At 54.7% G+C, this 24,416-nt stretch carries 22 protein-coding genes and 2 pseudogenes; 4 read left to right on the forward strand and 20 right to left on the reverse strand.

Going from position 1 to position 24,416, the window contains the following annotated elements:
- The first annotated feature begins 113 nt into the window (after window positions 1-113).
- From coaE to yacG, 3 genes are read left to right on the forward strand one after another with little or no spacing between them, the layout of a single operon-like run.
- The gene (coaE, locus tag J4614_RS06940; protein ID WP_115286342.1) at window positions 114-734 is read left to right on the forward strand and encodes a dephospho-CoA kinase; all 621 of its coding nucleotides are present in this window, start codon (window positions 114-116) and stop codon (window positions 732-734) included.
- Window positions 734-1,477, forward strand: a complete 744-nt coding sequence (zapD, locus tag J4614_RS06945) for a cell division protein ZapD (RefSeq protein ID WP_000557441.1) — start codon at window positions 734-736, stop codon at window positions 1,475-1,477. Before coaE ends, zapD begins: the two co-directional genes overlap by 1 nt.
- Window positions 1,478-1,486: 9 nt before the next feature.
- Window positions 1,487-1,678, forward strand: a complete 192-nt coding sequence (yacG, locus tag J4614_RS06950; protein ID WP_001286419.1) for a DNA gyrase inhibitor YacG — start codon at window positions 1,487-1,489, stop codon at window positions 1,676-1,678.
- On the opposite strand, the pseudogene J4614_RS06955 reads toward yacG, so the two are convergent.
- A pseudogene (locus J4614_RS06955) lies at window positions 1,675-1,794 on the reverse strand (LysR family transcriptional regulator); the annotation flags it as partial. The gene yacG and the pseudogene J4614_RS06955 overlap by 4 nt on opposite strands.
- 36 nt (window positions 1,795-1,830) lie before the next feature.
- Here J4614_RS06955 and J4614_RS22025 point away from each other — a divergent pair.
- Window positions 1,831-1,959 (forward strand): annotated as a pseudogene (locus J4614_RS22025) (aldo/keto reductase); the annotation flags it as partial.
- Between the two features lie 33 nt (window positions 1,960-1,992).
- Here the strand turns inward: J4614_RS22025 and mutT are convergent.
- The 19 genes from mutT to mraZ form a co-directional block, all read right to left on the reverse strand.
- On the reverse strand, window positions 1,993-2,388 hold the full coding sequence (gene mutT / locus J4614_RS06960) for an 8-oxo-dGTP diphosphatase MutT (RefSeq protein ID WP_000736058.1): 396 nt from the start codon (window positions 2,386-2,388) through the stop codon (window positions 1,993-1,995).
- 151 nt (window positions 2,389-2,539) lie between these two features.
- Complete coding sequence (secA, locus tag J4614_RS06965; RefSeq protein WP_000905754.1) at window positions 2,540-5,245, reverse strand: preprotein translocase subunit SecA; 2,706 nt, start codon at window positions 5,243-5,245, stop codon at window positions 2,540-2,542.
- 61 nt (window positions 5,246-5,306) lie between these two features.
- Entirely contained in the window at window positions 5,307-5,804 is a 498-nt protein-coding gene (gene secM / locus J4614_RS06970) for a secA translation cis-regulator SecM (protein WP_000014336.1), read from the reverse strand.
- 278 nt (window positions 5,805-6,082) lie between these two features.
- Window positions 6,083-7,000, reverse strand: coding sequence for a UDP-3-O-acyl-N-acetylglucosamine deacetylase (gene lpxC, locus J4614_RS06975; RefSeq protein ID WP_000595487.1), 918 nt, complete (start codon window positions 6,998-7,000; stop codon window positions 6,083-6,085).
- Between the two features lie 100 nt (window positions 7,001-7,100).
- Window positions 7,101-8,252 (reverse strand): cell division protein FtsZ, encoded by a 1,152-nt coding sequence (ftsZ, locus tag J4614_RS06980; protein ID WP_000462785.1) that lies wholly within the window; start codon window positions 8,250-8,252, stop codon window positions 7,101-7,103.
- Between the two features lie 61 nt (window positions 8,253-8,313).
- Window positions 8,314-9,576 carry a cell division protein FtsA gene (ftsA, locus tag J4614_RS06985; protein WP_000588463.1) on the reverse strand — a complete coding sequence of 421 codons (1,263 nt, stop codon included), beginning with the start codon at window positions 9,574-9,576 and terminating at the stop codon, window positions 8,314-8,316.
- Window positions 9,573-10,403, reverse strand: coding sequence for a cell division protein FtsQ (ftsQ, locus tag J4614_RS06990; protein WP_000075728.1), 831 nt, complete (start codon window positions 10,401-10,403; stop codon window positions 9,573-9,575). Before ftsQ ends, ftsA begins: the two co-directional genes overlap by 4 nt.
- A gap of 1 nt (window position 10,404) precedes the next feature.
- Window positions 10,405-11,325, reverse strand: a complete 921-nt coding sequence (locus J4614_RS06995) for a D-alanine--D-alanine ligase (RefSeq protein WP_079982194.1) — start codon at window positions 11,323-11,325, stop codon at window positions 10,405-10,407.
- Window positions 11,318-12,793 carry a UDP-N-acetylmuramate--L-alanine ligase gene (murC, locus tag J4614_RS07000; RefSeq protein ID WP_001096069.1) on the reverse strand — a complete coding sequence of 492 codons (1,476 nt, stop codon included), beginning with the start codon at window positions 12,791-12,793 and terminating at the stop codon, window positions 11,318-11,320. The genes J4614_RS06995 and murC overlap by 8 nt, the downstream gene beginning before the upstream one ends.
- A gap of 118 nt (window positions 12,794-12,911) precedes the next feature.
- On the reverse strand, window positions 12,912-13,979 hold the full coding sequence (gene murG, locus J4614_RS07005) for an undecaprenyldiphospho-muramoylpentapeptide beta-N-acetylglucosaminyltransferase (protein ID WP_000016613.1): 1,068 nt from the start codon (window positions 13,977-13,979) through the stop codon (window positions 12,912-12,914).
- Window positions 13,976-15,220 (reverse strand): cell division protein FtsW, encoded by a 1,245-nt coding sequence (gene ftsW, locus J4614_RS07010; RefSeq protein WP_001239803.1) that lies wholly within the window; start codon window positions 15,218-15,220, stop codon window positions 13,976-13,978. Before ftsW ends, murG begins: the two co-directional genes overlap by 4 nt.
- Window positions 15,220-16,536 (reverse strand): UDP-N-acetylmuramoyl-L-alanine--D-glutamate ligase, encoded by a 1,317-nt coding sequence (gene murD, locus J4614_RS07015; protein WP_208293113.1) that lies wholly within the window; start codon window positions 16,534-16,536, stop codon window positions 15,220-15,222. Before murD ends, ftsW begins: the two co-directional genes overlap by 1 nt.
- Before the next feature lie 2 nt (window positions 16,537-16,538).
- Window positions 16,539-17,621: a phospho-N-acetylmuramoyl-pentapeptide-transferase gene (gene mraY / locus J4614_RS07020; protein WP_000964138.1), complete on the reverse strand. Its 1,083-nt coding sequence runs from the start codon at window positions 17,619-17,621 to the stop codon at window positions 16,539-16,541.
- Complete coding sequence (murF, locus tag J4614_RS07025) at window positions 17,615-18,973, reverse strand: UDP-N-acetylmuramoyl-tripeptide--D-alanyl-D-alanine ligase (RefSeq protein ID WP_208293114.1); 1,359 nt, start codon at window positions 18,971-18,973, stop codon at window positions 17,615-17,617. The genes mraY and murF overlap by 7 nt, the downstream gene beginning before the upstream one ends.
- Window positions 18,970-20,457: a UDP-N-acetylmuramoyl-L-alanyl-D-glutamate--2,6-diaminopimelate ligase gene (murE, locus tag J4614_RS07030; RefSeq protein ID WP_001726862.1), complete on the reverse strand. Its 1,488-nt coding sequence runs from the start codon at window positions 20,455-20,457 to the stop codon at window positions 18,970-18,972. Before murE ends, murF begins: the two co-directional genes overlap by 4 nt.
- Entirely contained in the window at window positions 20,444-22,210 is a 1,767-nt protein-coding gene (ftsI, locus tag J4614_RS07035; RefSeq protein WP_000642235.1) for a peptidoglycan glycosyltransferase FtsI, read from the reverse strand. The genes murE and ftsI overlap by 14 nt, the downstream gene beginning before the upstream one ends.
- 15 nt (window positions 22,211-22,225) lie before the next feature.
- Window positions 22,226-22,591, reverse strand: coding sequence for a cell division protein FtsL (gene ftsL, locus J4614_RS07040; protein ID WP_000625651.1), 366 nt, complete (start codon window positions 22,589-22,591; stop codon window positions 22,226-22,228).
- Window positions 22,588-23,529 (reverse strand): 16S rRNA (cytosine(1402)-N(4))-methyltransferase RsmH, encoded by a 942-nt coding sequence (gene rsmH, locus J4614_RS07045; RefSeq protein ID WP_000970444.1) that lies wholly within the window; start codon window positions 23,527-23,529, stop codon window positions 22,588-22,590. Before rsmH ends, ftsL begins: the two co-directional genes overlap by 4 nt.
- A 1-nt stretch (window position 23,530) precedes the next feature.
- Window positions 23,531-23,989, reverse strand: coding sequence for a division/cell wall cluster transcriptional repressor MraZ (gene mraZ / locus J4614_RS07050; protein ID WP_000488294.1), 459 nt, complete (start codon window positions 23,987-23,989; stop codon window positions 23,531-23,533).
- Window positions 23,990-24,416 lie beyond the last annotated feature (427 nt).

Consider the following 24,416-nt stretch of genomic DNA (forward strand, 5'->3'; position numbering starts at 1 on the left):
CAATCCCATAAATTTACCTGGCGAATAGTAGGTTAATGCTCAGAGCGCATCGTCTTTGTATGTTTAAAATTTAACCTTTTGATTATCAAACTAAAATTCCGGAAGCTGGAGATATGAGGTATACCGTAGCCTTAACCGGCGGTATTGGCAGCGGTAAAAGTACCGTCGCTGATGCCTTCGCTGACCTCGGAATAACCGTCATCGACGCGGATATTATCGCGCGCCAGATGGTTGAGCCAGGGCAGCCCGCCCTGAACGCAATAGCGGAACATTTTGGTTCTGAACTTATCGCCGCCGACGGCACGTTACGTCGCCGGGCGCTGCGTGAGCGTATTTTTTCGCATCCGGAAGAAAAAGCCTGGCTTAACGCTCTGCTTCATCCCTTAATTCAGCAGGAAACCCAACGACAGTTTCAACAGGCTACGTCGCCCTATGTGTTATGGGTTGTGCCTCTGCTGGTTGAAAACAAGCTGTATCAAAAAGCCAACCGCGTACTGGTGGTTGACGTGACGCCTGAAACGCAGCTTATGCGCACAATGCAGCGTGATGATGTTACGCGCGAGCATGTTGAACACATTCTCGCTGCGCAGGCGACGCGTGAAGCGCGCCTTGCCGTGGCGGACGATGTTATTGATAATAACGGCGCACCGGATGCTATCGCATCAGATGTGGCCCGCCTGCACGCCAGTTATCTTAAGCTCGCGTCGCAGTTTGTCTCACAGGAAAAACCGTAATGCACACCCAGGTCCTATTTGAACACCCTCTCAATGAGAAGATGCGTACGTGGCTGCGCATAGAGTTTTTGATCCAACAGCTCTCCATCAACCTGCCAATTGCAGACCATGCTGGCGCACTGCATTTTTTCCGTAACATCAGCGATCTACTGGATGTGTTCGAACGGGGCGAAGTCCGTACCGAACTGCTGAAAGAACTGGAGCGCCAGCAGCGTAAATTACAGGCCTGGGTTGAGGTTCCCGGCGTCGATCAAGACCGTATTGAAGCCCTGCGCCAGCAGTTAAAATCCGCGGGCAGCGTGCTGATCTCCGCCCCGAGGATTGGCCAGCAGCTACGCGAAGATCGCTTGATTGCCCTTGTGCGTCAACGCCTAAGTATTCCTGGCGGCTGTTGCAGTTTCGATTTACCCACTCTGCATATCTGGTTGCACCTACAACAGGCGCAGCGCGACGCCCAGATTGAAAGCTGGCTTGCCAGCCTGAATCCCCTCACCCAGGCGCTGACTTTGGTACTTGATCTGATCCGAAATTCAGCGCCTTTCCGTAAGCAAACCAGCCTGAACGGTTTTTATCAGGATAACGGGGACGACGCCGATTTGCTGCGTCTTATGCTGACGCTCGATTCACAACTTTATCCGCAAATTTCCGGCCATAAGAGCCGTTTTGCCATTCGCTTTATGCCGCTGGATAGTGAAAATGGTCTGGTGCCGGAGCGTCTTGATTTTGAACTGGCCTGTTGCTAAGGAGTAAAAATGTCTGACGTGACCGTCGTAAACTGTCCGACCTGCGGTAAACCGGTCGTCTGGGGGGAAATTAGCCCCTTCCGTCCATTTTGTTCTAAACGCTGTCAGTTAATTGATTTGGGCGAATGGGCCGCCGAAGAGAAACGAATCGCCAGCAGCGGCGACCAGTCTGATAGCGACGACTGGAGCGAAGAGCGCTAACAGTGATGGCTCTGTTGAGACGGCAATATCGCCTTATGACAAAAATAATCAATAAATACGCGTAGTTTTGGCGCCATATGCGCGCGGCCGGGATAATACCAATAAAATCGGCGAGATTAGGCTATAACAGAAACGTAGCCGCCACTGCGCCAGAAAACCCTGGCGCGTTATCACTGACCCTAAGCCCGCAGGAGCTGACGGCAATTGAGGCGGTTTTTCCTCACGACGCCGCGGCCGGCCCCCGCTACTGGCCGGAAATTATGTCGACATTAAATCGCTAATAAGATCGATGGGGATCGTGTTGCGATCCCCCACTAAGGCGCAAATTGGCGTAATTTACGAATAATCGGTTCATTGGCCGGTGGAAAATCGTCCGTATTCAACGCGTTTTGCGCGATCCACCGTCCCGGCTGTCCTTCTTTCCCCCACGGTTCGCCCTCCCAGCGTTCAACCAGCCAAAACCACAGCGTAATGTGTCTATCCGGGAATTGATATTCCAGAGTGTCGAATAATGTCACCTGTGTTGGCGTAATCCCCACCTCTTCCTGTAGCTCCCGGATCAACGCCTGCTCAGGTGTTTCGTCGGCTTCAATTTTTCCGCCGGGAAATTCCAGCTTGTTCGCCATATGCGCATCCGCGGCGCGTCGGGTAATAAAAATTTCGTCGTTCGGGTTGCGGATAATCCCAACCGCGATTTGCAGTTTTTTCATCTTGTTGCATCCATAAAAAAGGCGCAGTCGCCTGCGCCTTTTTATCTGTGTTCAATGCCAGGCCGAATAAGCGTAGCGCCCTTCGGCAATAATGCCAGCACCGGCCTGATGGCAACACATCATGTCTTATCAGGCCGGTAAGTTTATCGCATTAGCTCAGGCGACCGTGACACTGTTTGTATTTCTTACCGGAACCACAAGGGCAAGGATCGTTACGTCCAATCTTACGTTCGCCGGTTTGGGCGGCCAGATCGGCAGCCACGGCGGCATCGTCATCCTGATGGCTTAACTGCTGCATCTGCGCCAGGCGCTCCGCCTCTTCGCGACGCTGCATTTCCATCGCTTCGACCTCTTCCGGCATACGTACCTGGACTTTGCTCAGGGTACTGATCACTTCATATTTCAGCGATTCCAGCATCGCGGCGAACATAGCGAAGGATTCGCGCTTGTATTCCTGCTTCGGATCTTTTTGCGCATAGCCGCGCAGATGAATACCCTGACGCAGGTAATCCATCGCCGCCAGGTGCTCTTTCCACAGGGAATCGAGCGTTTGCAGCATCACGCCTTTTTCGAAATGACGCATCATTTCAGCGCCAACCACCTCTTCTTTACGCTGATACACTTCGATAGACTGCGCCAGGATGCGCTCACGCAGCGTCTCCTCATGCAGCTCCGGCTCTTTATCCAGCCATTCGGCAATCGGCAGCTCCAGGTCGAAGTCGTTTTTCAGGCGTTCCTGCAAACCCGGGATGTCCCACATCTCTTCCAGCGACTGCGGCGGAATGTAGGCGTCGATAGTCGCCTTAAAGACATCTTCGCGAATGCTGTTAATGGTGTCGCTCACGTCAGACACATCCAGCAGTTCGTTACGCTGGGTATAAATTGCACGGCGCTGATCGTTCGCCACATCATCATATTCCAGCAGTTGCTTACGAATATCGAAGTTACGGCTTTCTACTTTACGCTGCGCGTTAGCGATAGCTTTCGTCACCCACGGGTGCTCAATCGCTTCGCCCGGCTTCATCCCCAGTTTACGCATCATACCGGAGACACGATCGGAGGCGAAAATACGCATCAGCGCATCTTCCATCGACAGGTAGAAACGGGAAGAACCCGGATCGCCCTGGCGACCGGAACGGCCACGCAGCTGGTTGTCGATACGGCGGGATTCATGGCGCTCGGTGCCAATAATATGCAGACCGCCGGCAGCCAGAACCGCGTCATGGCGTACCTGCCAGTCCGCTTTAATCTGCGCAATCTGTTCTTCCGTCGGCGCTTCCAGCGCGGCGACTTCCGCCTGCCAGCTACCGCCCAGCATAATATCAGTACCACGCCCCGCCATGTTGGTAGCGATTGTGACCGCCGCTGGATAACCAGCCTGCGCAACGATGCCTGCTTCGTTGGCGTGGAATTTTGCGTTCAGGACGTTATGTTTGATGCCCGCTTTGGTCAGCTCTCTGGAGACCACTTCAGATTTCTCGATAGAAATCGTCCCGACCAGCACTGGCTGACCGTTCGCGGTACGCTCTTTAATATCTTCGATAATGGCCTGGATTTTTTCCGCTTCGGTCATGTAGACCAGATCCGGCAAATCTTTACGGATCATCGGACGGTTGGTCGGAACAACGACGGTGTCCAGCTTATAGATAGAGCTAAATTCGAAGGCTTCAGTATCCGCCGTACCGGTCATACCGGCCAGCTTTTCATACAGACGGAAGTAGTTCTGGAAGGTAATAGACGCCAGCGTCTGGTTTTCATTCTGAATTTCAACGCCTTCTTTCGCTTCTACCGCCTGGTGCAGACCGTCAGACCAGCGACGCCCCTGCATGGTACGACCGGTATGTTCATCAACAATGATGACTTCGCCGTCTTTCACAATGTAATCCACGTCACGGGTAAACAGCGCGTGCGCGCGCAGCGCGGCGGTGACGTGATGCATCAGCATAATATTGCCAGGCGAGTAGAGCGACTCGCCTTCATCCATAATGCCTTCTTGCACCAGTAGCTCTTCGATCAGCACCAGACCGCGTTCGGTCAGGTTAACCTGGCGCGCTTTCTCATCAACGGAGAAGTGGCCTTCTCCCTGGAAAGTGTCAGAATCTTCTTTCTCCTGACGAATCAGGTGCGGAATGATTTTGTTCACTTTTTTGTACATTTCCGAGCTATCTTCCGCCGGGCCGGAAATAATCAGCGGCGTACGCGCTTCATCGATCAGGATGGAGTCGACCTCATCCACCAGCGCATAATGCAGTTTACGCTGCACGCGCTCTTCCGGGCTGAACGCCATGTTATCGCGCAGGTAGTCAAAACCGTATTCGTTGTTAGTGCCGTAAGTGATGTCGGCAGCGTAAGCTTCACGTTTAGCTGGCGCAGGCATACCTGGCAGGTTGATACCAACGGACATGCCGAGGAATTCGAATAGCGGACGGTTGTTTTCGGCGTCACGCTGCGCCAGATAGTCGTTCACGGTTACCACATGAACGCCTTTACCGGACAGCGCGTTCAGGTAGGCTGGCAGCGTTGCGGTCAGCGTTTTACCTTCACCAGTACGCATTTCGGCGATACAGCGATCGTTGAGCACCATACCACCCAATAGCTGAACGTCGAAGTGACGCATCCCAAAGACGCGTTTACTGGCTTCACGCACCACCGCGAACGCTTCCGGAATCAGGCTCTCTACGCTTTCGCCTTTTTCAATACGGGCGCGAAATTCGTTGGTTTTCGCTTTCAGTTCGTCATCGGAGAGTTTTTCCATCTCCGGTTCCATCGCATTAATAAGGCTGACGGCCTTACGCATACGACGCAGCGTACGATCGTTACGGCTACCGAATACTTTGGTTAATAATTTGATTAGCATAATAAAGTCTCAAATGCCCCGCGCCGCGGAGCTACAAATAAAGTAAAAGGGTCTTTTTTCGTTAGCTGAGACGTTGCGGACCGGCGCGGATACCCTGCGCCTGACTTATCCAGGCCGGGATGCTAAATGCGGTTTGTGGCGCAAAATACGCCAGGGAGAGGCGGCGAACAATCGCCGGCGGCGTGCCCTCCTGCGTGAGCATCGCGCTGAGCGTATTCAGTAAGGCGATATGATGCGCCTGTAATGGCGACGGCGCATCGGCAACGGGCAGCGTTTGCGGCGCCATTGCAAAAGAAAGGTGGCGAATCACCGTGCGAATAGCGTGCTGATGCCAGTAATCTACGGTGAAATTGGGACGACGGTTAGAGGCTTCTAACAGCGCAAGATGGCTAAAGTTAACTTTAGACGCGGTGCTGGCGGTCGTCCTTGCAGGCGTATTGGTTTCGGCGGCGTTACTGAGCGCGGGCAAACCAAAACTCGCCGCGACCATCCCTAATAAGAGATGCGGCCAGAAGTATCGTCTGCCTAACTGTCGCCAGCGCGTCAGTATTCCACTCACGTCATTGCCACCTGATATGCCCCTCATGGGCTTACGGAATCAAAACAATTTGCGCACAAATCTTATCATTAAAGCGTACGCGCTACAGCAGTAATGACGAGAAGCTAAGGTGAAAATCGGCTAAGAAAACAGCGAACGCGCCGTGTTTCCATTTAACCCTGTCAAAATGGCTGTATTAAGGAAAGCGCAGATAAAGAATAGTAAAAAAAACGACTGGCTCGCCTGGCCGGAGAGAGTGCCAGGTTAACCAGTCGAATTTTATACGACAGCGTATGTCGTTATGCCAGTACCGTCGAAGGCGCTTTGAAAGCCAACGGCAGTTCTGCGTCGTCCTGGAAGGTCACAAATTCCCAGGCTTCCTGTTTTGCCAGGACTGCCTGTAACAATTTGTTATTCAATGCGTGACCGGATTTATACGCGGTAAACGCACCAATAATATTGTGACCACACATGAACAAGTCACCGATCGCGTCAAGCATTTTGTGACGAACGAATTCATCTTCAAAACGCAGGCCGTCTTCGTTCAATACGCGATAATCGTCAACAACGATGGCACAATCGAAGCTGCCGCCCAGGCACAGGCCGCGGGACTGCAGATATTCGATATCACGCATAAAACCGAAGGTACGCGCACGGCTGATCTGGCGCATGAACGCATCCGCAGAGAAGTTCATCGCGTAGCGCTGGCTGCTGGAATCGATCGCCGGATGGTTAAAGTCGATGGTGAAATCCAACGTAAAACCATTGTACGGTCTGAATTCAGCCCATTTATCGCCATCTTCAACCCGAACAGTCTCTTTGATGCGTACGAATTTTTTGGCGCAGTTCAGTTCATCAATACCGGCATCAAGCAGCAGGTAGACAAACGGAGCGGCACTGCCATCCATGATCGGGATTTCCGGGGCATTAACCTCAATAACGATGTTATCGATACCTAAGCCCGCCAGAGCAGCGTTCAGGTGCTCAACGGTTGAAATCCGTACATCATGCTCATTCACCAGACACGTACAGAGCATGGTATCACGCACAGATTTGGCATCGGCCGGGAAATCTACCGGTGGATTCAAGTCGGTGCGACGATAGATGACCCCGGTATTGGCCGGCGCAGGGCGTAATGTCAGGGTGACTTTTTTGCCGGTGTGTAAACCGACGCCAGTCGCCTGAACGATACGTTTAAGTGTCCTTTGTTTGATCATCGTATAATCTCGCCAAATTACCTATCCAACCGAAGTGTACTATACATTCGGCGGGCCAGTTTAGCACAAAGAGCCCAGAATCCCAAATTCCAGCTAATTCTTAATCAGCTTGCTTACGCAGGAATGCGGGGATATCCAGATAATCCGGCTCTTTCGCCGCCTGTGGTGTATTGTCGTTAACCACTTTCGCGACCGTTTTTTGCTCCTGCGTCAGCGGCGCCATACCGTGCTGCTGATAACGATCCAACACCGGCTGCTGCACCTGTTTATTGGTGACCAGGGTGATTTCCGGACGTTTGTCCATACCAATACCGGTCGCCACTACCGTCACGCGCAGTTCATCATTCATATCCGGGTCCAGAGAGGTACCGATAACCACGGTGGCGTTATCCGACGCAAACGCGCGAATAGTGTTACCGACGGTTTCAAACTCGTCCAGACGCAGGTCGAAGCCCGCCGTAATGTTGACCAACACGCCGCGCGCGCCGGACAGGTCGATATCTTCCAGCAGCGGAGAAGAAATAGCCATTTCAGCCGCTTCTTCCGCACGGTCTTCACCGCTCGCCACGCCGGAGCCCATCATTGCGTAGCCCATTTCAGACATCACAGTACGCACGTCAGCAAAGTCGACGTTCATCAGGCCTGGGCGGGTGATCAGCTCTGCGATACCCTGAACCGCGCCTTTCAGCACGTCGTTAGCCGCGCCGAACGCGTCGAGCAGGGAGATACCACGGCCCAGCACTTTCAGCAGCTTGTCGTTCGGGATGGTGATCAACGAGTCCACATGCTTGGACAGCTCGGTGATACCCTGCTCCGCAAATGCCATGCGCTTTTTGCCTTCAAAATTGAAAGGCTTAGTCACCACGGCAACGGTCAGAATACCTAAATCTTTTGCCACTTCAGCAACCACTGGCGCCGCGCCGGTACCGGTACCGCCGCCCATGCCTGCCGCGATAAATACCATGTCTGCGCCTTCAAGCGCCGCACGCAGCGCTTCACGGTCTTCGTCCGCCGCGTTACGACCGACTTCCGGGTTAGCGCCGGCGCCCAGACCTTTGGTAATGCCGCTACCAATTTGAATGGTCTGGCCAACCGCCGTTTTACGCAACGCCTGAGCGTCGGTATTCACCGCGAAGAATTCAACACCTTCGATGCGCTCGCGCACCATGTGTTCAACAGCGTTACCGCCGCCACCACCGACGCCGATGACTTTAATCACCGCGTCGTTGGTTAGTTCCATAGGTTCAAACATAATCTCTCTCCGTCATGTGCCTGTCGCCTGAGGCCGTAATATCTGGCGGCCTCATAAAAAATTAAAACTCTTTTCGCAGCCAGCTATTAAGTCGCTTGATCCACGAGCCAACTGATGCCGTAACACGTTTTTCCACTTCTGCTTCACCGTTTAAGTGGGACTCTTTCCCGTAGTGAAGCAATCCCACCGCCGTTGAGTAATACGGCTCCTGGGCATAATCCGTCAGACCGGTAATATTCAGCGGCGCGCCGATACGCACCTGCGTATGAAACACGCGCTGAGCGCAAGCAGCAAGCCCTTCGATTTGCGCCGCGCCGCCGGTTAACACAATCCCCGCCGCCAGGTGATGTTTTACCCCTTGTTGGCGAAGCTGTTCCTGTAATTGCAATATCTCTTCGTTGACCAGATTGAGCAGCTCGGTGTAACGCGGCTCAATCACTTCCGCCAGCGTCTGACGTTGCAGGCTGCGCGGCGGACGCCCGCCTACGCTCGGTACTTCAACGCTCTCGTCTTTACCGACGATGGAACCCAGCGCGCAACCGTGGCGGACTTTAATGGCTTCAGCATCGCTCGGCGGCGTACCAAAGGCATAAGCGATATCGCTGGTCACCACGTTCCCCGCGTAAGGGATCACTTTGGTATGACGCAGCGCGCCGCCAGTATAAACGGCGATATCCATTGTACCACCGCCGATATCCACGACACAGACGCCCAGTTCACGTTCATCTTCCGTTAACACGGAATAACTGGCCGCCAGTCCGGCAAATATCAGTTGGTCAACTTTCAGACCACAACGTTCAACAGCTTTGACAATGTTTTTTGCCATATCGTTGTGGCAGGTAATCAAATGTACTTTCGCCTGCATACGCACGCCGGAAAGACCGACCGGATTTTTAATGCCTTCCTGGTAGTCAATGGCGTACTCCTGAGGAATCACATGCAGCACGCGATGTTCATCGCGCACGCGCACTGACTTCGCAGTATGCACGACGTTTTCCACATCTTCCTGCGTCACTTCCTCTTCGGAAATGGGCACCATACCAATTTCATTCTGACAGCTAATATGTTTGCCGGAAAGCGCCAGATATACCGAGGAGATCTGGCAATCAGCCATCAATTCCGCCTGGTCAATGGCGCGCTGAACGCATTTCACCACTGACTCAAGGTCATTCACCCCGCCTTTATCCATACCCCGCGATGGGCAACTGCCCACGCCAATGATATTGACCATACCGTCGGGCAGAACTTCCCCTACTAAAGCGGCAACCTTCGCGGTGCCAATCTCCAGTCCTACTACCAGTTTTCTGTCCGTCGCCTTGATCATTGTTGTTCTGCCTGTGCCTGATTCTGTTGCTGATTAGATTCCTCAGGGGGGAGCGGCGCCCAGCCAACTGCCGCACCTGAGTCATAACGCAAATCAACGTAGCTAATCCGTTTGCCATCGGTTTGCGCCTGCTGCTGTAAAACCGGATAGAGTTCTACAAAGCGAGCCAACCTTTTCATCGTATCGCCCCTGCCGAGATTGAGCTTAATGCCGTTATTAAGCGTCAATTGCCAGGAGCGACGTGCGGTCATCGCCGCTTCCTTTAGAGTGAATTTATCCTTAGCCAGCACCTGCCCCATCTCGCGGTATCCCTGCAACACTTCACTCGCGCTGCCTTCCGGGCCATACAACATGGGTAAAACCTGTTTGCCGATGCGGTCTGACGGCACGCTGAAGGTGTTCCCTTCAGCATCGACCATATGTTGATCATTCCAACGCGCAATCGGCACATATTCAACCAGATGAATCTTCAATTCATCAGGCCACTGTTTTCTGACGCTGGCCTGTTTAATCCACGGCAAACGCTCAATCTGGCTCTGGATAATGTTCACATCCTGCGTCATGAAGGTTCCCGGCGCGCCCAGAGCCAGTATCGCCTGACGGATATCATCGTTACGCGTGTAGTGACGCTCGCCGGTTAATACCAGCTTTGATAACGGTAAACGCTGCGCATCTTCCATCCACCCTAACACGACCCACCCGCTAACAAACACGGTGCACAGTACCGTCAGCAGAAATAAAATACCTGCAAGACGCGTTCCATTATTGCGGCGTGAAGAAGGTGTCTCTTCATCACTGTTTCGCGTGTTCAGCGCAGCCTGCGACATATCAGTCCGCCAACTCCAGAATTCGTACCACTAACTGCGAGAAGCTCATTCCCGCCTGACGCGCCGCCATCGGCACCAGACTATGGCTGGTCATCCCTGGAGATGTATTGGCTTCCAGCAGATAAAACTGACCATCGCTGTCCAGCATGACGTCAATACGCCCCCATCCCGTGCAGCCTAAAGCTTTCCATGCCTGCAGGACGAGAGACTGTAGCGCGGCTTCCTGGGACGCTTCTAAACCAGCAGGGCAGAAATACTGAGTCTCATCAGAGAGATACTTCGCCTCATAATCATAGAAGGTTCCTGCCGGTTGGATACGAATTGACGGTAAAATTTCTTCGCCAACTATCGCCACCGTAAATTCCGGACCGCACAGCCATTTCTCAACCAGTATTTCTTCATCATGCTGAAAAGCCAATGATAACGCACCCTGTAAAGCATTTTCTTCTACTACTTTCGTCATACCGACGCTGGAGCCTTCACGGCTGGGTTTGACGATCAGCGGTAAACCCAGCGCCGAAATTCGCGCTTTTTGTTCTTCGCTAAGGCCTTTTTCAAACTCAGCGCGCGTCAGCGCGACCCACGGCGCAACCGGTAAGCCTGCGCCCTGCCACAGCAATTTACTGCGCAGTTTATCCATGGAAAGCGCCGAGGCCATCACGCCGCTACCGGTATAAGGCAGGCCGAGCAGCTCAAGCATTCCCTGTAAGGTGCCATCTTCACCGCCGCGGCCATGCAACGCAATAAAGACCTTCTGAAAGCCCATTGCTTTAAGCTGCGCGACATCGACCTCTTGCGGATCGACGGGATGCGCATCAATGCCGCCTTCACGTAACCCGGCCAACACTGCCGCGCCGGAATTTAACGAAACGTCCCGCTCCGCAGAGGTTCCGCCCAACAGGACCGCGATTTTATCAGCCATGTTGTTCTTCCTCCTGGATTTGCGGCTTCAGCTTGATTTCAGATAAGTAACGCGCAATTTTGCCAACATTTCCTGCGCCTTGCACTAATATCAAGTCGTTACCCGTCAGCACCGGCGCTAACATTGTCGCAACCTGAGCCGGATCGGAAACCAGAATCGGGTCAATTTTTCCCCGATTACGAATCGTACGACATAAAGAACGGCTATCCGCTCCCGGAATCGGCGCTTCGCCCGCCGGGTAAACGTCCAGCATCAGCAGCGCATCAACCTGGGTCAGCACATTGGCGAAATCGTCATACAGATCGCGCGTGCGCGTGTAACGGTGCGGCTGAAACAGCATCACCAGTTTTTTATCCGGCCACCCTGCTCGCGCAGCTTTAATGGTGGCGTCTACTTCAGTCGGATGATGGCCATAATCATCCACCAGCATCGCCGTCCCGGCTTTACCATTCACCGGCTCAAGCGGGAACTCGCCGAGGAAGTCAAAACGACGCCCGGTCCCCTGGAAGCTTTCCAGCGCGCGCAGGATAGCGTCATCGGCGATGCCTTCTTCGGTCGCTACCGCCACTGCCGCGGCGGCATTCAGAGCATTGTGGCGACCCGGCGCATTCAACGTGACATGCAGATCCGGCATTCCCTGGCGCAACAGCGTAAAGTGCCCCTGCGGCCCTATCTGCTGATAATCTTCTACGCGGACGTCAGCATCCTCGCTAAAGCCATACGTCGTGGTCTGACGCCCCACCCGCGGCAGCAACTCGCGGATGACCGGATCGTCGACGCACATTACCGCGCGACCGTAGAACGGCAGGTTATGCAGGAAGTTAATAAACGTCTGCTTTAAATTTTCAAAGTCGCCATGATAGGTATCCATATGGTCGGCTTCGATGTTGGTGACGATCGCGACCATCGGCTGCAAATGCAGGAAGGACGCGTCGCTCTCATCTGCCTCGGCAATCAGGTAACGACTATGGCCCAGACGCGCATGAACGCCTGCGGCTTTCACCAGTCCGCCATTCACGAAAGTCGGGTCCAGCCCCGCTTCGGCATAAATACTGGACACCATCGCGGTCGTTGTGGTTTTTCCGTGCGTCCCGGCAATGGCGATGCCGTGGCGAAAACGCATCAGTTCCGCCAGCATTTCCGCACGGCGAATAACCGGAATACGCGCTTCATGCGCCGCGACAATTTCCGGGTTATCCGCGGAAATTGCGCTGGAAACGACGACCACGCTGGCATCACGCACATTTTCCGGACGATGGTTAAAGAAAATCGTCGCCCCCAGGCTCGTCAACTGCTGGGTCACCGGATTCGGCGCTAAATCGGAACCACTGATCTGATACCCTTCATTGGCCAGAACTTCGGCAATACCGCCCATACCAGCACCACCGATGCCGACAAAGTGAATGTGCCGAACGCGACGCATTTCGGGCACGATGGAACGCAGTTTTGCCAGTTGTTGTGTATTCATTCTTTACGCCATTAACTCCAATACCCGCCATACTTCAAATTGCAGATGCGTTGGCTTGCCTGCAACCCAAATTATTGAGGGTAGAAAAACCCTGCGATGCAAAAGGCACCGCCACAAATTATGTCCGGGCAACCCGGCTGACTTCACTGGCGACGCGCTCGGTAGCATCCGGAATGGATACCGCGCGGGCACGCTCCGCCATGGTTAACAACGCCTCGCGCGACCACCCCGCCAGGGTGTCGGCGACAGCCTCTACAGTAAACTGCGGCTGCTCAAAAATCTTAGCTGCGCCGGCGTTTTCTAACGGCAGCGCATTCCAGTACTGCTGCCTGTCTTTATGCTGAAACGGCACGAATATCGCCGGTAATCCGGCGGCGGCGATCTCGCTCACCGTTAAAGCGCCGGAACGACATACCACCACATCCGCCCACGCATAGGCGGCGGCCATGTCATCGATAAATTCCGTTACCTTATGTTGCGGTTGTCCCGCCCCGGCATATGCCTGCTCTACCGTGAGCTGCGCGCCTTTTCCGCTTTGATGCCAGATTGTAACCGTATCGCCCAGTCTGGCGGCAACCTGCGGCATCGTCTGGTTCAGGACTCGCGCCCCCTGAGAACCGCCGACCACCAACACGCGAATCGGGCCGTCACGACCGGCCAGACGCACCTGCGGCAACGGCAACGCCAGTACGTCGGTACGCACCGGGTTACCCACCACTTCCGCGTTCGGGAACGCACCGGGAAACGCCTGCATCACCGTGGTCGCGATTTTGGCCAGCCACTGATTGGTTAGTCCGGCGATACCGTTTTGCTCATGCAAAACGACCGGAATACCCAATGACCAGGCAGCAAGACCGCCGGGGCCGGAAACATAACCGCCCATTCCCAGTACGACATCCGGCTTAAACCGCTTCATGATCGCCCTCGCCTGCCGCCAGGCGTTAAAAATCCGCAGCGGCGCCGCCAGAAGCGCTTTTACGCCTTTACCTCGCAGACCGGAGATCCGAATAAAGTCAATGTCGATGCCATGCTTCGGCACTAAATCCGCTTCCATACGATCGGCGGTACCCAGCCAGCGAACCTGCCAGCCCTGGGCCATTAAATGATGCGCAACGGCCAGTCCCGGGAACACGTGCCCGCCGGTACCGCCCGCCATCACCATTAACCGCTTCGGTTGACCACTCATCGAGAACCTCGTGTAAACGCCTGCGCTTTTTCCAGACGCGTTTCATAATCAATACGTAATAAAAACATAATGGCCGTCGACATAATCAACAGACTCGACCCGCCATAACTGATCAGCGGCAACGTAAGACCTTTGGTCGGCAGCATCCCCGCGGCCGCGCCAACGTTTACCAGCGCCTGGAAACTAAACCAAATACCGATAGAACACGCTAAAAATCCGGAAAAACGGTGGTCAATCTCCAGCGCTTTACGGCCAATCGACATCGCGCGAAAAGCGACGAAGAATACCATTAAAAGCGCCAATACCACACCGATATAACCCAGTTCTTCCCCAATAATGGCGAAGATGAAATCGGTGTGCGCCTCCGGCAAATACTCCAGTTTCTGCACCGAATTCCCCAGCCCTTGCCCCCATATCTCACCGCGACCAAAAGCCATCAGCGACTGCGTCAGCTGATAACCGCTGCCGAACGGATCTTCCCAAGGATTCCAGAACGAGGTAACGCGGCGAATACGATACGGTTCGGCGAGGATTAACAGAATCACCGCCGAGATGCCCATCCCGATAATGGCGATGAACTGCCATAATTTCGCCCCGGCGAGAAACAGCATCGCCAGCGTGGTGACAAACAGTACGACCACCGTCCCGAGGTCAGGCTGCGCCAGCAGTAACACCGCCAGCACCAGAATCACGCCCATTGGTTTTAAAAAGCCGCGCAGATTGTTGCGCACTTCATCAACCTTACGCACCAGATAGTTCGCGAGGTAGCAGAACAGCGACAGCTTGGTAAACTCCGCAGGCTGAATACGCAGCGGCCCCAGCGCAATCCAGCGCGACGCCCCGTTAACCGAGCTCCCGACGACCAGCACGATAAGCAGCATAATGATCGACGCAATCAGCATCGTCGTGCTGTATTTTTGCCAGAAGGTCATGGGCAAACGTAGCGTGACCATCGCCAGACAAAATGCCAGGAAGATATAGAGCGCATCACGTTTGGCAAACAAAAACGGATCGTTCGCCAGGCGCTGCCCGACTGGCATGGAGGCCGACGTCACCATGACAAAACCAATCGCCGCCAGCCCGAAGGTCAGCCATAGCAGCGTGCGGTCATACATGATCAGACTGTCGGCGTCTTTATCGCGCGAAGCCATCACCCAGCCTTTAAGCGCCGCAAACAGCCAGGCCAGGAGGCCAAAGCCTGGTACGCGCGGCATTCTCAGACGGGGGAGAGATAAACGCATCAACCTAACTCCTTCGCCAGACGGGTAAAGACATCGCCCCGTTGCTCAAAATTTTTAAACTGATCGAGACTGGCGCAGGCGGGCGACAACAGCACCATATCACCCGGCTGAACGCGCGGCGCCAGCAAACGCATCGCCTCTTCCATCGTCTCAGTCTGTTGGGCGATTTCCGGACGCAGTGCGGCAAGCTGCGCGCCATCGCGCCCAAAGCAATACAGGCGGATACGATCGCCGGTCAGATAGCGCGCCAGCGGAGAAAAGTCTGCCGACTTACCGTCGCCGCCCAGCAGCAGATGTAGCGTACCGTCCACATGCAAACCGTTTAGCGCCGCTTCGGTACTGCCGACGTTGGTCGCTTTCGAGTCATTGATCCAACGTACGCCGTTATGCTCCAACGCCAGCTGAAAGCGATGCGCCAGACCGGTAAATGTCGTCAACGCCTTCAAACTGCTGGCGCGCGGCAGACCTACGGCATCCGCCAGCGCCAGCGCCGCTAACGCATTGGTATAGTTATGCTGACCGGAAAGCTTCATCTCTTTCACGTTCAGCACCTTCTCGCCTTTGACTCGTAGCCAGGTTTCGCCCTGCTGACGATTAAGGTGATAATCACCCATATTGACGCCAAAGCTGACGCAGCGCTCATCGGCCCCGCGTACCGGCATCGTCAACGCGTCATCGGCATTCACCACGCACACTTTCGCCTTCTCGTAGACGCGCAGTTTCGCCGCCCGGTACTGTTGCAAACCAAACGGATACCGGTCCATATGATCTTCAGTGACGTTGAGCACCGTTGCCGCCGCCGCTTGCAAACTTGACGTGGTTTCCAGTTGGAAACTGGATAATTCCAGCACGTACAATTCGCGATCGGCATCCAACAGCATCAGCGCCGGAAGACCGATATTGCCGCCAACGCCGACATTGACGCCCGCCGCTTTCGCCATCTCGCCCACTAAGGTGGTCACGGTGCTTTTGCCGTTCGAGCCGGTGATGGCCACAATCGGCGCTTGCGCTTCGCGGCAAAACAGTTCGATATCGCCGACAACTTCCACTCCAGCGCTGGCGGCAGCGCTAAGAGAGGGATGTGCCAGGGCGATGCCAGGGCTGGCGACGATTAAATCCGCCGCTAAGAGCCACTCGTCGTTCAGGCCGCCAACGTGACGCTCAACCTCTTGCGGCAGCTTATCCAGACCCGGCGGCGTCACGCGAGTATCCATCACCCGCGGCGTCACGCCGCGGGCGAGAAAAAAGTCCACGCAAGAGAGTCCGGTTAAGCCCAGACCGATAATGACGACGTTTTTGTCCTGGTAATCAGCCATGATTAACGTACCTTCAGCGTTGCCAGGCCAATCAGCACCAGCATCAGCGAAATAATCCAGAAGCGCACAATCACGCGCGGTTCCGGCCAGCCTTTCAGTTCATAGTGGTGATGGATAGGCGCCATACGGAAAATACGCTGTCCGCGTAGTTTAAAGGAACCCACCTGCAGGATGACCGACAGAGTTTCCACCACAAAGACGCCGCCCATGATCACCAGCAGAAATTCCTGACGCAGCAGCACGGCGATAATGCCCAACGCGCCGCCCAACGCCAGCGATCCGACATCGCCCATAAAAACCTGCGCCGGATAGGTGTTAAACCACAAGAATCCTAATCCCGCGCCGACAATCGCCGTACAGACAATCACCAGCTCCCCCGCATGGCGTAAATACGGAATATGCAGGTAATTGGCGAAGTTCATGTTCCCGGTCGCCCAGGCCACCAGCGCAAAGCCGGCGGCAACGAAAACAGTCGGCATAATCGCCAGACCATCAAGCCCGTCGGTCAGGTTCACGGCGTTACCCGTACCGACGATGACAAAGTAGGACAGCAGAATGTAAAACAGCCCCAATTGCGGCATAACATCTTTAAAGAACGGCACCACCAGTTGGGTCGCGGGCGTGTCTTTCCCGACGAGATAAAGCGCAAAGGCCACGCCGAGCGCGATAACCGACATCCAGAAATATTTCCAGCGCGCAATCAGCCCTTTGGTATCTTTCCGCACCACTTTGCGATAGTCATCGACAAAACCGATAATGCCGTAGCCAATCAATACCACCAGCACGCACCAGACATACGGGTTAGACGGGTAAGCCCATAACAGAACGGAAATCACAATCGCCGTCAGGATCATGATGCCGCCCATCGTCGGCGTACCGCGTTTACTGAAATGCGATTCCGGGCCATCGTTACGTACCACCTGGCCAAAAGAGAGTTTTTGCAGACGAGCGATCATACGCGGGCCCATCCATAAAGAGATGAACAGCGCGGTCAACAGGCTGACGATGGCGCGAAACGTCAGATAAGAAAAGACGTTAAAGCCGGAATAATATTTGACCAAATGCTCGGCCAGCCAAACTAACATGAACCTTTCTCCTGTAACGCATGAACCACATCTTCCATCGCGGCGCTGCGTGATCCTTTCACTAAAATAGTCATCATTGGTTGCTCCTGAAGCAGAGCGTGTAAACGCGCAATGAGCGCGGCTTTATCGGCAAAATGTTCGCCGACGCCGCTGGCGTGGCTGATAGCCTGACTGAGTTTTCCGGTGCTTAACACGCGATCAATACCCGCCGCTTTTGCGGCCTCGCCAACCTGGATGTGGCACGCTTCGCTTTCTGCGCCCAGCTCGGCCATATCGCCTACCACCAGCACGCGGTAGCCGGGCATTTCAGAAAGGACCTGCACTGCGGCGGTCATCGAACCGACGTTGGCGTTATAAGCATCATCGAGTACCAGTTGGTTTTCACTTAGCTGAATCGGGAACAGACGCCCGGGTACAGCTTTTAACGCCGCCAACCCTGCTTTAACCGCCATCAGCGTCGCCCCCACCGCCATTGATAAAGCAGCGGCCGCCAGCGCGTTGGCAATATTGTGCCGCCCCGGCAACGGCAGCAGCACATCAATGCTGCCCATCGGCGTTTGCAGAGTAAATTCGGTACCGTGTGACGTCACGTGGATATTCGCAGCGGTAAAGTCGCTGTTTGCCGCATTCGGCGAAAAACGCCACACCTGACGATCGCCAATAATGCTTTGCCAGTTCAGCCAGTCATTATTATCGGCATTCATAATCGCGATACCGTTCTCAGGCAAACCGGTATAGATTTCGCCTTTCGCTTTCGCCACGCCAGCCAACGAGCCGAAGCCTTCCAGATGCGCCGCCGCCAGGTTATTGACCAGCGCCGCTTCCGGGCGTGTCAGGCTAACGGTCCAGGCGATTTCTCCCTGGTGGTTAGCGCCTAACTCGATTACCGCATAGTCATAATCATGGTTTAAGCGCAGCAGCGTTATCGGAACGCCGATGTCGTTGTTAAAATTGCCTGCGGTATACAGAGTGTTTCCGCACTGGCTAAGAATCGCGGCGGTCATCTCTTTGACCGAAGTTTTGCCGGACGAACCGGTTAACGCCACCACCCGCGCCGGTACCTGCATACGTACCCAGGCGGCCAGTTGGCCAAATGCCTGACGCGTGTCTTTTACAATCACCTGCGGAAGATCGATATCCAGAGGACGACTGACCAGCAGGGCGCCAGCGCCGTTCGCTTTTGCTTTATCAGCAAAATCATGCGCATCAAAGCGTTCCCCTTTCAGCGCCACGAACAGGCATCCCGGCGTCACTTTCCGTGTGTCGGTAATGACCGTATCGAGCGTGAGATCCGCCCCGCGGTGCTCGGCGCCAAGGACATCGGCAATTTTGCTGAGCGTTACGCTAATCATGCGATCACCCCCAGCAAACGCGCTGCGGTCACGCGGTCTGAATAATCAAGACGCTGCGTGCCGACAATCTGGTAATCCTCGTGCCCTTTACCTGCAATCAGCACAACGTCATTGTCTTTTGCCTGCATAATGGCATTGGTTACCGCCTCAGCGCGGCCTTCCATTACCCTGACCTGCCCGGCGTCCAGCATTCCGGCCAGAATATCGTTGATAATGGCGCGCGGCTCCTCGGTACGCGGGTTATCGTCAGTCACCACGACGATATCCGCGAATTCTTCGGCAATGGCCCCCATGAGTGGGCGCTTACCTTTGTCACGATCCCCGCCACAGCCAAAGACGCACCACAATTTTCCGGCGCAGTGCAGGCGCGCCGCCTGCAACGCTTTTTCCAGCGCATCCGGCGTGTGCGCGTAATCCACCACCACCGTCGGTTTGCCTGGCGCAGTGAACACTTCCATACGCCCGCAAACCGGCTGCAAACGCGCGGCGGTTTTCAGCAAATCCGTTAACGGATAGCCCAGTGCCAGTAGCGTCGCCAATGCCAGCAGTAAGTTGCTGACGTTAAACGCGCCCATCAGGCGGCTTTCGATTTCGCCTTCACCCCAGCTTGAAGCAAAACGAATCGTCGCTCCGCGGTCGTGGTACTCCACCGCCTCCGCTTTCAGCCAACGACCATGACAGTTAGGGTTGATATGCCCTTCCATTGATACCGCGACCGCATCGGGTAGCGACGCCAGCCAGCGGCGTCCAACTTCATCATCGGCGTTGACGATTGCCTGACCGTGATGGTGGGTGGAATAAAGCATCCATTTTGCCGCCTCGTAATGCGCCATATCGCCATGATAGTCGAGATGGTCGCGGCTCAAATTAGTAAACACGGAGGCGGCAAATTTCAGCGCCGCCACGCGATGCTGCACCAGGCCGTGAGAAGAGACTTCCATCGCGCCGAAGGTCGCGCCCTGCGCAACCAGACTGGCCAGCACATGCTGAACATCCACAGCGGAACCGGTTGTGTTCTCCGTCGGGATCACTTTACCCAACAGTCCGTTGCCTACCGTTCCCATCACTGCGCTGGTTTCGCCGAGCAACTGGCTCCACTGCGCCAGTAGTTGAGTAGTGGTGGTCTTGCCATTGGTGCCGGTCACCGCCACCAGACGCATGTTTTCAGATGGCTCATGGTAAAAGCGGCCCGCCAGCGCAGATAAACGCTCATTGAGCTGGCTGAGATAGACGACCGGTACGCCGTGCATTTCGCGAATCTCACCGTCGGCCGCCTCGTCTTTCGCCTCTGCAATAATGGCAGCTACGCCTTGCGCTATCGCCTGCGGGATATATCGACGCCCGTCCGCCTGATGACCCACTACTGCCACAAAGAGATCGCCCGCCGCAGCCACACGGCTGTCGAGCGTCATCTCTCGCAGTTCTCGCGCGGGTAGTCCAGCCACCCACGGAGCAAGAAGGTCGCGCAAATTACGATCTGCCACCTGTTCCCTCGCCTTGATTAATTACGAATTCATTTTTTTCGCCCGTTGCCAGCGCGTCCGGTTCGATGTTCATGGTGCGCAGAACGCCGCCCATGATGGCACCAAATACCGGCGCGGAAACGGCGCCGCCGTAGTATTTACCCGCCTGCGGATCGTTGATGACAACCACCAGAGCGAAGCGCGGCTGACTCGCAGGCGCGACGCCTGCGGTGTAAGCAATGTATTTGTTGATGTAGCGACCGTCCGGCCCCACTTTTTTCGCCGTACCGGTTTTAATCGCGATACGGTAGCCTTTAATTGCCGCCTTCACGCCGCCGCCGCCCGGCAGCGCCACGCTTTCCATCATATGCACCACGGTGCGTACGGTGGATTCAGGGAAGATGCGTTCGCCGGGTACAGGCGGATCAACTTTGGTAATCGACAGCGGGCGATAAATGCCATAGCTGCCGATCGTTGCATAGACTCGCGCTAATTGTAACGGCGTTACCATTAGCCCGTAGCCGAAAGAGAAGGTGGCCCTCTCTATGTCGGACCACCGTTGTTTTTGAGGATATAAGCCACTGCGTTCTCCGACCAACCCCAAATTGGTCGCCTTTCCTAGCCCAAAACGTGAGTAAGTATCTACTAACGCTGAGGACGGCATCGCTAACGCCAGTTTGGATACGCCGACGTTACTCGACTTCTGTAGAACCCCGGTCAGGGTTAATTCGCTGTAGCGCGCCACGTCTTTAATTTCGTGGCCGTTAATTCGGTATGGAACGGTATTCAACACCGTATTTTCGTTGACGATACCGCGCTGAAGCGCGGTCATCACCACCATCGGCTTAACCGTAGAACCCGGTTCAAACACGTCGGTGATGGTACGGTTACGCATCGCGTCTTTCGGCGTACCGGCAAGGTTGTTGGGGTTATAGGAAGGGCTATTCGCCATCGCCAGTACTTCACCGGTATTGACATCGACCAGCACCGCGCTACCGGATTCCGCCTTGTTAAACGCCACCGCGTTGTTCAGTTCGCGGTAAACCAGCGCCTGTAAGCGTTCATCAATGCTTAACGCCAGGTTGTGCGCTGCCTGACTGTCAGTGGAGGAGATATCCTCAATCACGCGACCATAGCGGTCTTTACGCACGATTCGCTCGCCAGGCTGACCGGTAAGCCACTTATCAAAGCTCTTTTCAACGCCTTCAATCCCCTGACTGTCGACGTTGGTAAAACCGATGAGGTGAGCGGTTACTTCTCCTGACGGGTAGTAGCGGCGTGATTCTTCACGCAAATGAATGCCCGGCAGTTTGAGTTTTTTGATGTAGTCCGCCATGTCAGGATTTACCTGGCGCGCCAGATAAATAAAACGCCCTTTCGGGTTGGCGTTGATACGGGCGGAGAGCTGATCGAGCGGGATATTTAGCGCAGTAGAAAGCGCTTTCCAGCGATCGCCGACGCTGATGCCGCCGGCGTCATGAACTTCTTTCGGGTCGGCCCAGATCGCCTTAACCGGTACGCTGACCGCCAGTGGACGCCCGGAACGGTCGGTAATCATACCGCGTGAGGTGGAGACTTCCTGAACACGCAGCGAACGCATATCGCCCTGACGCACCAGCATATCCGGGGCGATAATCTGTAGCCACGCCGCGCGTCCAAGTAAAAAAACCAGCGCCAGTAAAATACAGCCGCATAGCAACGCAAAACGCCAACTGATGAAGTTGGTCTGTTCTTCCTGGCGTTTCGATTTTTGCGTTTTTGCCGCTGCTTTCATGCGTCGCGTTTATCCTTATTTTTGCACTACGATATTTTCTTGGGACGGATCAACATGCTGCATTTGCAGCTTTTCCGTTGCGATCCGCTCCACCCGGCTGTGATCGCCGAGCGCATTTTCTTCAAGGATCAGGTTGCGCCATTCAATGTCCAATGCATCGCGCTCCAGAACCAGTTGTTCACGCTGCGCGGTGAGTAAACGAGTATGGTGCGCCGTCGTGACCACCGTCACCGCCGTTAAAATGATGCAAATGAACAAGCAGAGTGGCAGCTTCCCGAACCGCAAAAGATCGTCACCGATCACGCCAGGCAAGGCATGGCGCTCGTTGCTTCCTATCGATCCCTTCACTTTGCTTAGGGCTTCTGTCACTCTGCTGATCATGCGTTCGTCCTCTCTGCGATACGCAGAACTGAACTACGGGCCCGAGGATTTTCAGCTACCTCTTTTTCACCCGGCATCAACTTGCCTAACGCTCGTAACTCACGACCGCCCAGTTTTTTGAGCTGCGCTTCCGTCATCGGTAATCCAGCCGGTACCTGCGGACCGCGGCTTTGCTCACGCATAAAGCGTTTCACAATACGGTCTTCCAGCGAGTGGAAACTGATGATTGAAAGCCGCCCGCCTGGGGCCAGTACGCTGAGCGAGCTTTTTAGCGCCTGCTCTATCTCCTCCAGTTCACTGTTTACCCAGATGCGCACCGCCTGGAAGGTACGGGTCGCGGGATGTTTGAATTTGTCTTTTACCGGGGTCGCCGCCGCAACCACTTCCGCCAGCTCTTTGGTGCGGGTCATCGGCTGTTCGCGATTGCGCTCAACAATGGCGCGAGCAATACGTTTGGCAAAACGCTCCTCGCCGAATGTTTTCAGCACCCAGGCGATATCCGCCTCCTCCGCCGTTTGTAACCACTCGGCGGCAGACTGGCCGCGCGTGGGGTCCATTCGCATATCCAGCGGACCGTCGCGCATGAATGAAAAACCGCGCTCCGCATCGTCAAGCTGCGGAGAAGAGACGCCAAGATCGAGAAGGATCCCGTCAATCTTGCCGGTAAGCTCGCGCTCGGCTACATAATCAGCCAACGCGGAAAAAGGTCCATGAATGATGGAGAAGCGAGGATCATTAATGGTCTGCGCAACAGCGATCGCCTGCGGATCGCGATCGATCGCCAGCAAGCGCCCCTCTTCGCCCAGTTGCGAGAGGATCAGGCGCGAGTGGCCGCCGCGACCAAATGTGCCATCAATATAGATACCATCCGGACGAATATTCAGCCCATTAACGGCTTCATCCAACAGTACCGTAGTGTGTTTAAAATTTTCCATCATCTTATAGAGACAAGTCCTGCAGCCGCTCCGATAACGTTTCGGTAGCTGACTGTTCAGCGTCGATATCTTCCTTGACCTGTTGATACCAGGTCGTTTCATCCCACAGCTCAAATTTGTTGAACTGTCCAACCAGCATCACTTCTTTCGTCAGTCCGGCATGTTGCCGCAGAACTGGCGCGATCAGTAATCGACCTGCACCATCCATCTGACATTCGCTGGCATGGCCCAACAGTAAACGCTGTACGCGACGTTCTACCGGGTTCATGCTCGACAGACGAGATAACTTTTGCTCAATAATTTCCCATTCAGGCAGGGGGTAAAGCAGCAGGCATGGGTGATGGATGTCAATGGTACATACCATTTGACCGGTAGCGCTCTCGATCAGTTGCTCCCGATAACGGGTCGGCACGGTCAGGCGCCCTTTACTGTCGAGATTGACTAACGTTGCCCCCCGGAACATGCCAGTCTCACCCCTTCTTACCACTTTATCCCACAAATTCCCACTCGAAGGAGTTTACGGAGCGGAGGAAAAGCTTGTCAAGCAAGTCACAACGCTTACCGAAGTAAAAAAGCCAATGTTTACGGCGAATATCTGCGTTGATTAATTTCCGTCCAGCGCGCAAGCCAAATTAACGTTATGAATATTTGTAAGAAAAAAACCAAAGACCCACCGCCGTTTAAAACGGACTCAATATAATCCGAGAAAAATATAAAGTGTCAGTTTGCGACGCGAGCGGCATTTTAGGACATATTGCACCGTGTTAACAGTGCCTGTTTAACGTGTGCAGCGCCTGCTATACCAGCGCCTACGAGCGACTGTCGCGCCAAAGACAAAAAGTGGCTGTTAATTCGACGATTTCTTGCCTGCTTGTAACAAAACAAGACAA

The sequence above is a fragment of the Salmonella sp. 32031103-2018-00083-FB-01-SM-01 genome, assembly GCF_017571995.1.
In the GTDB taxonomy this organism is placed as follows: domain Bacteria; phylum Pseudomonadota; class Gammaproteobacteria; order Enterobacterales; family Enterobacteriaceae; genus Salmonella; species Salmonella enterica.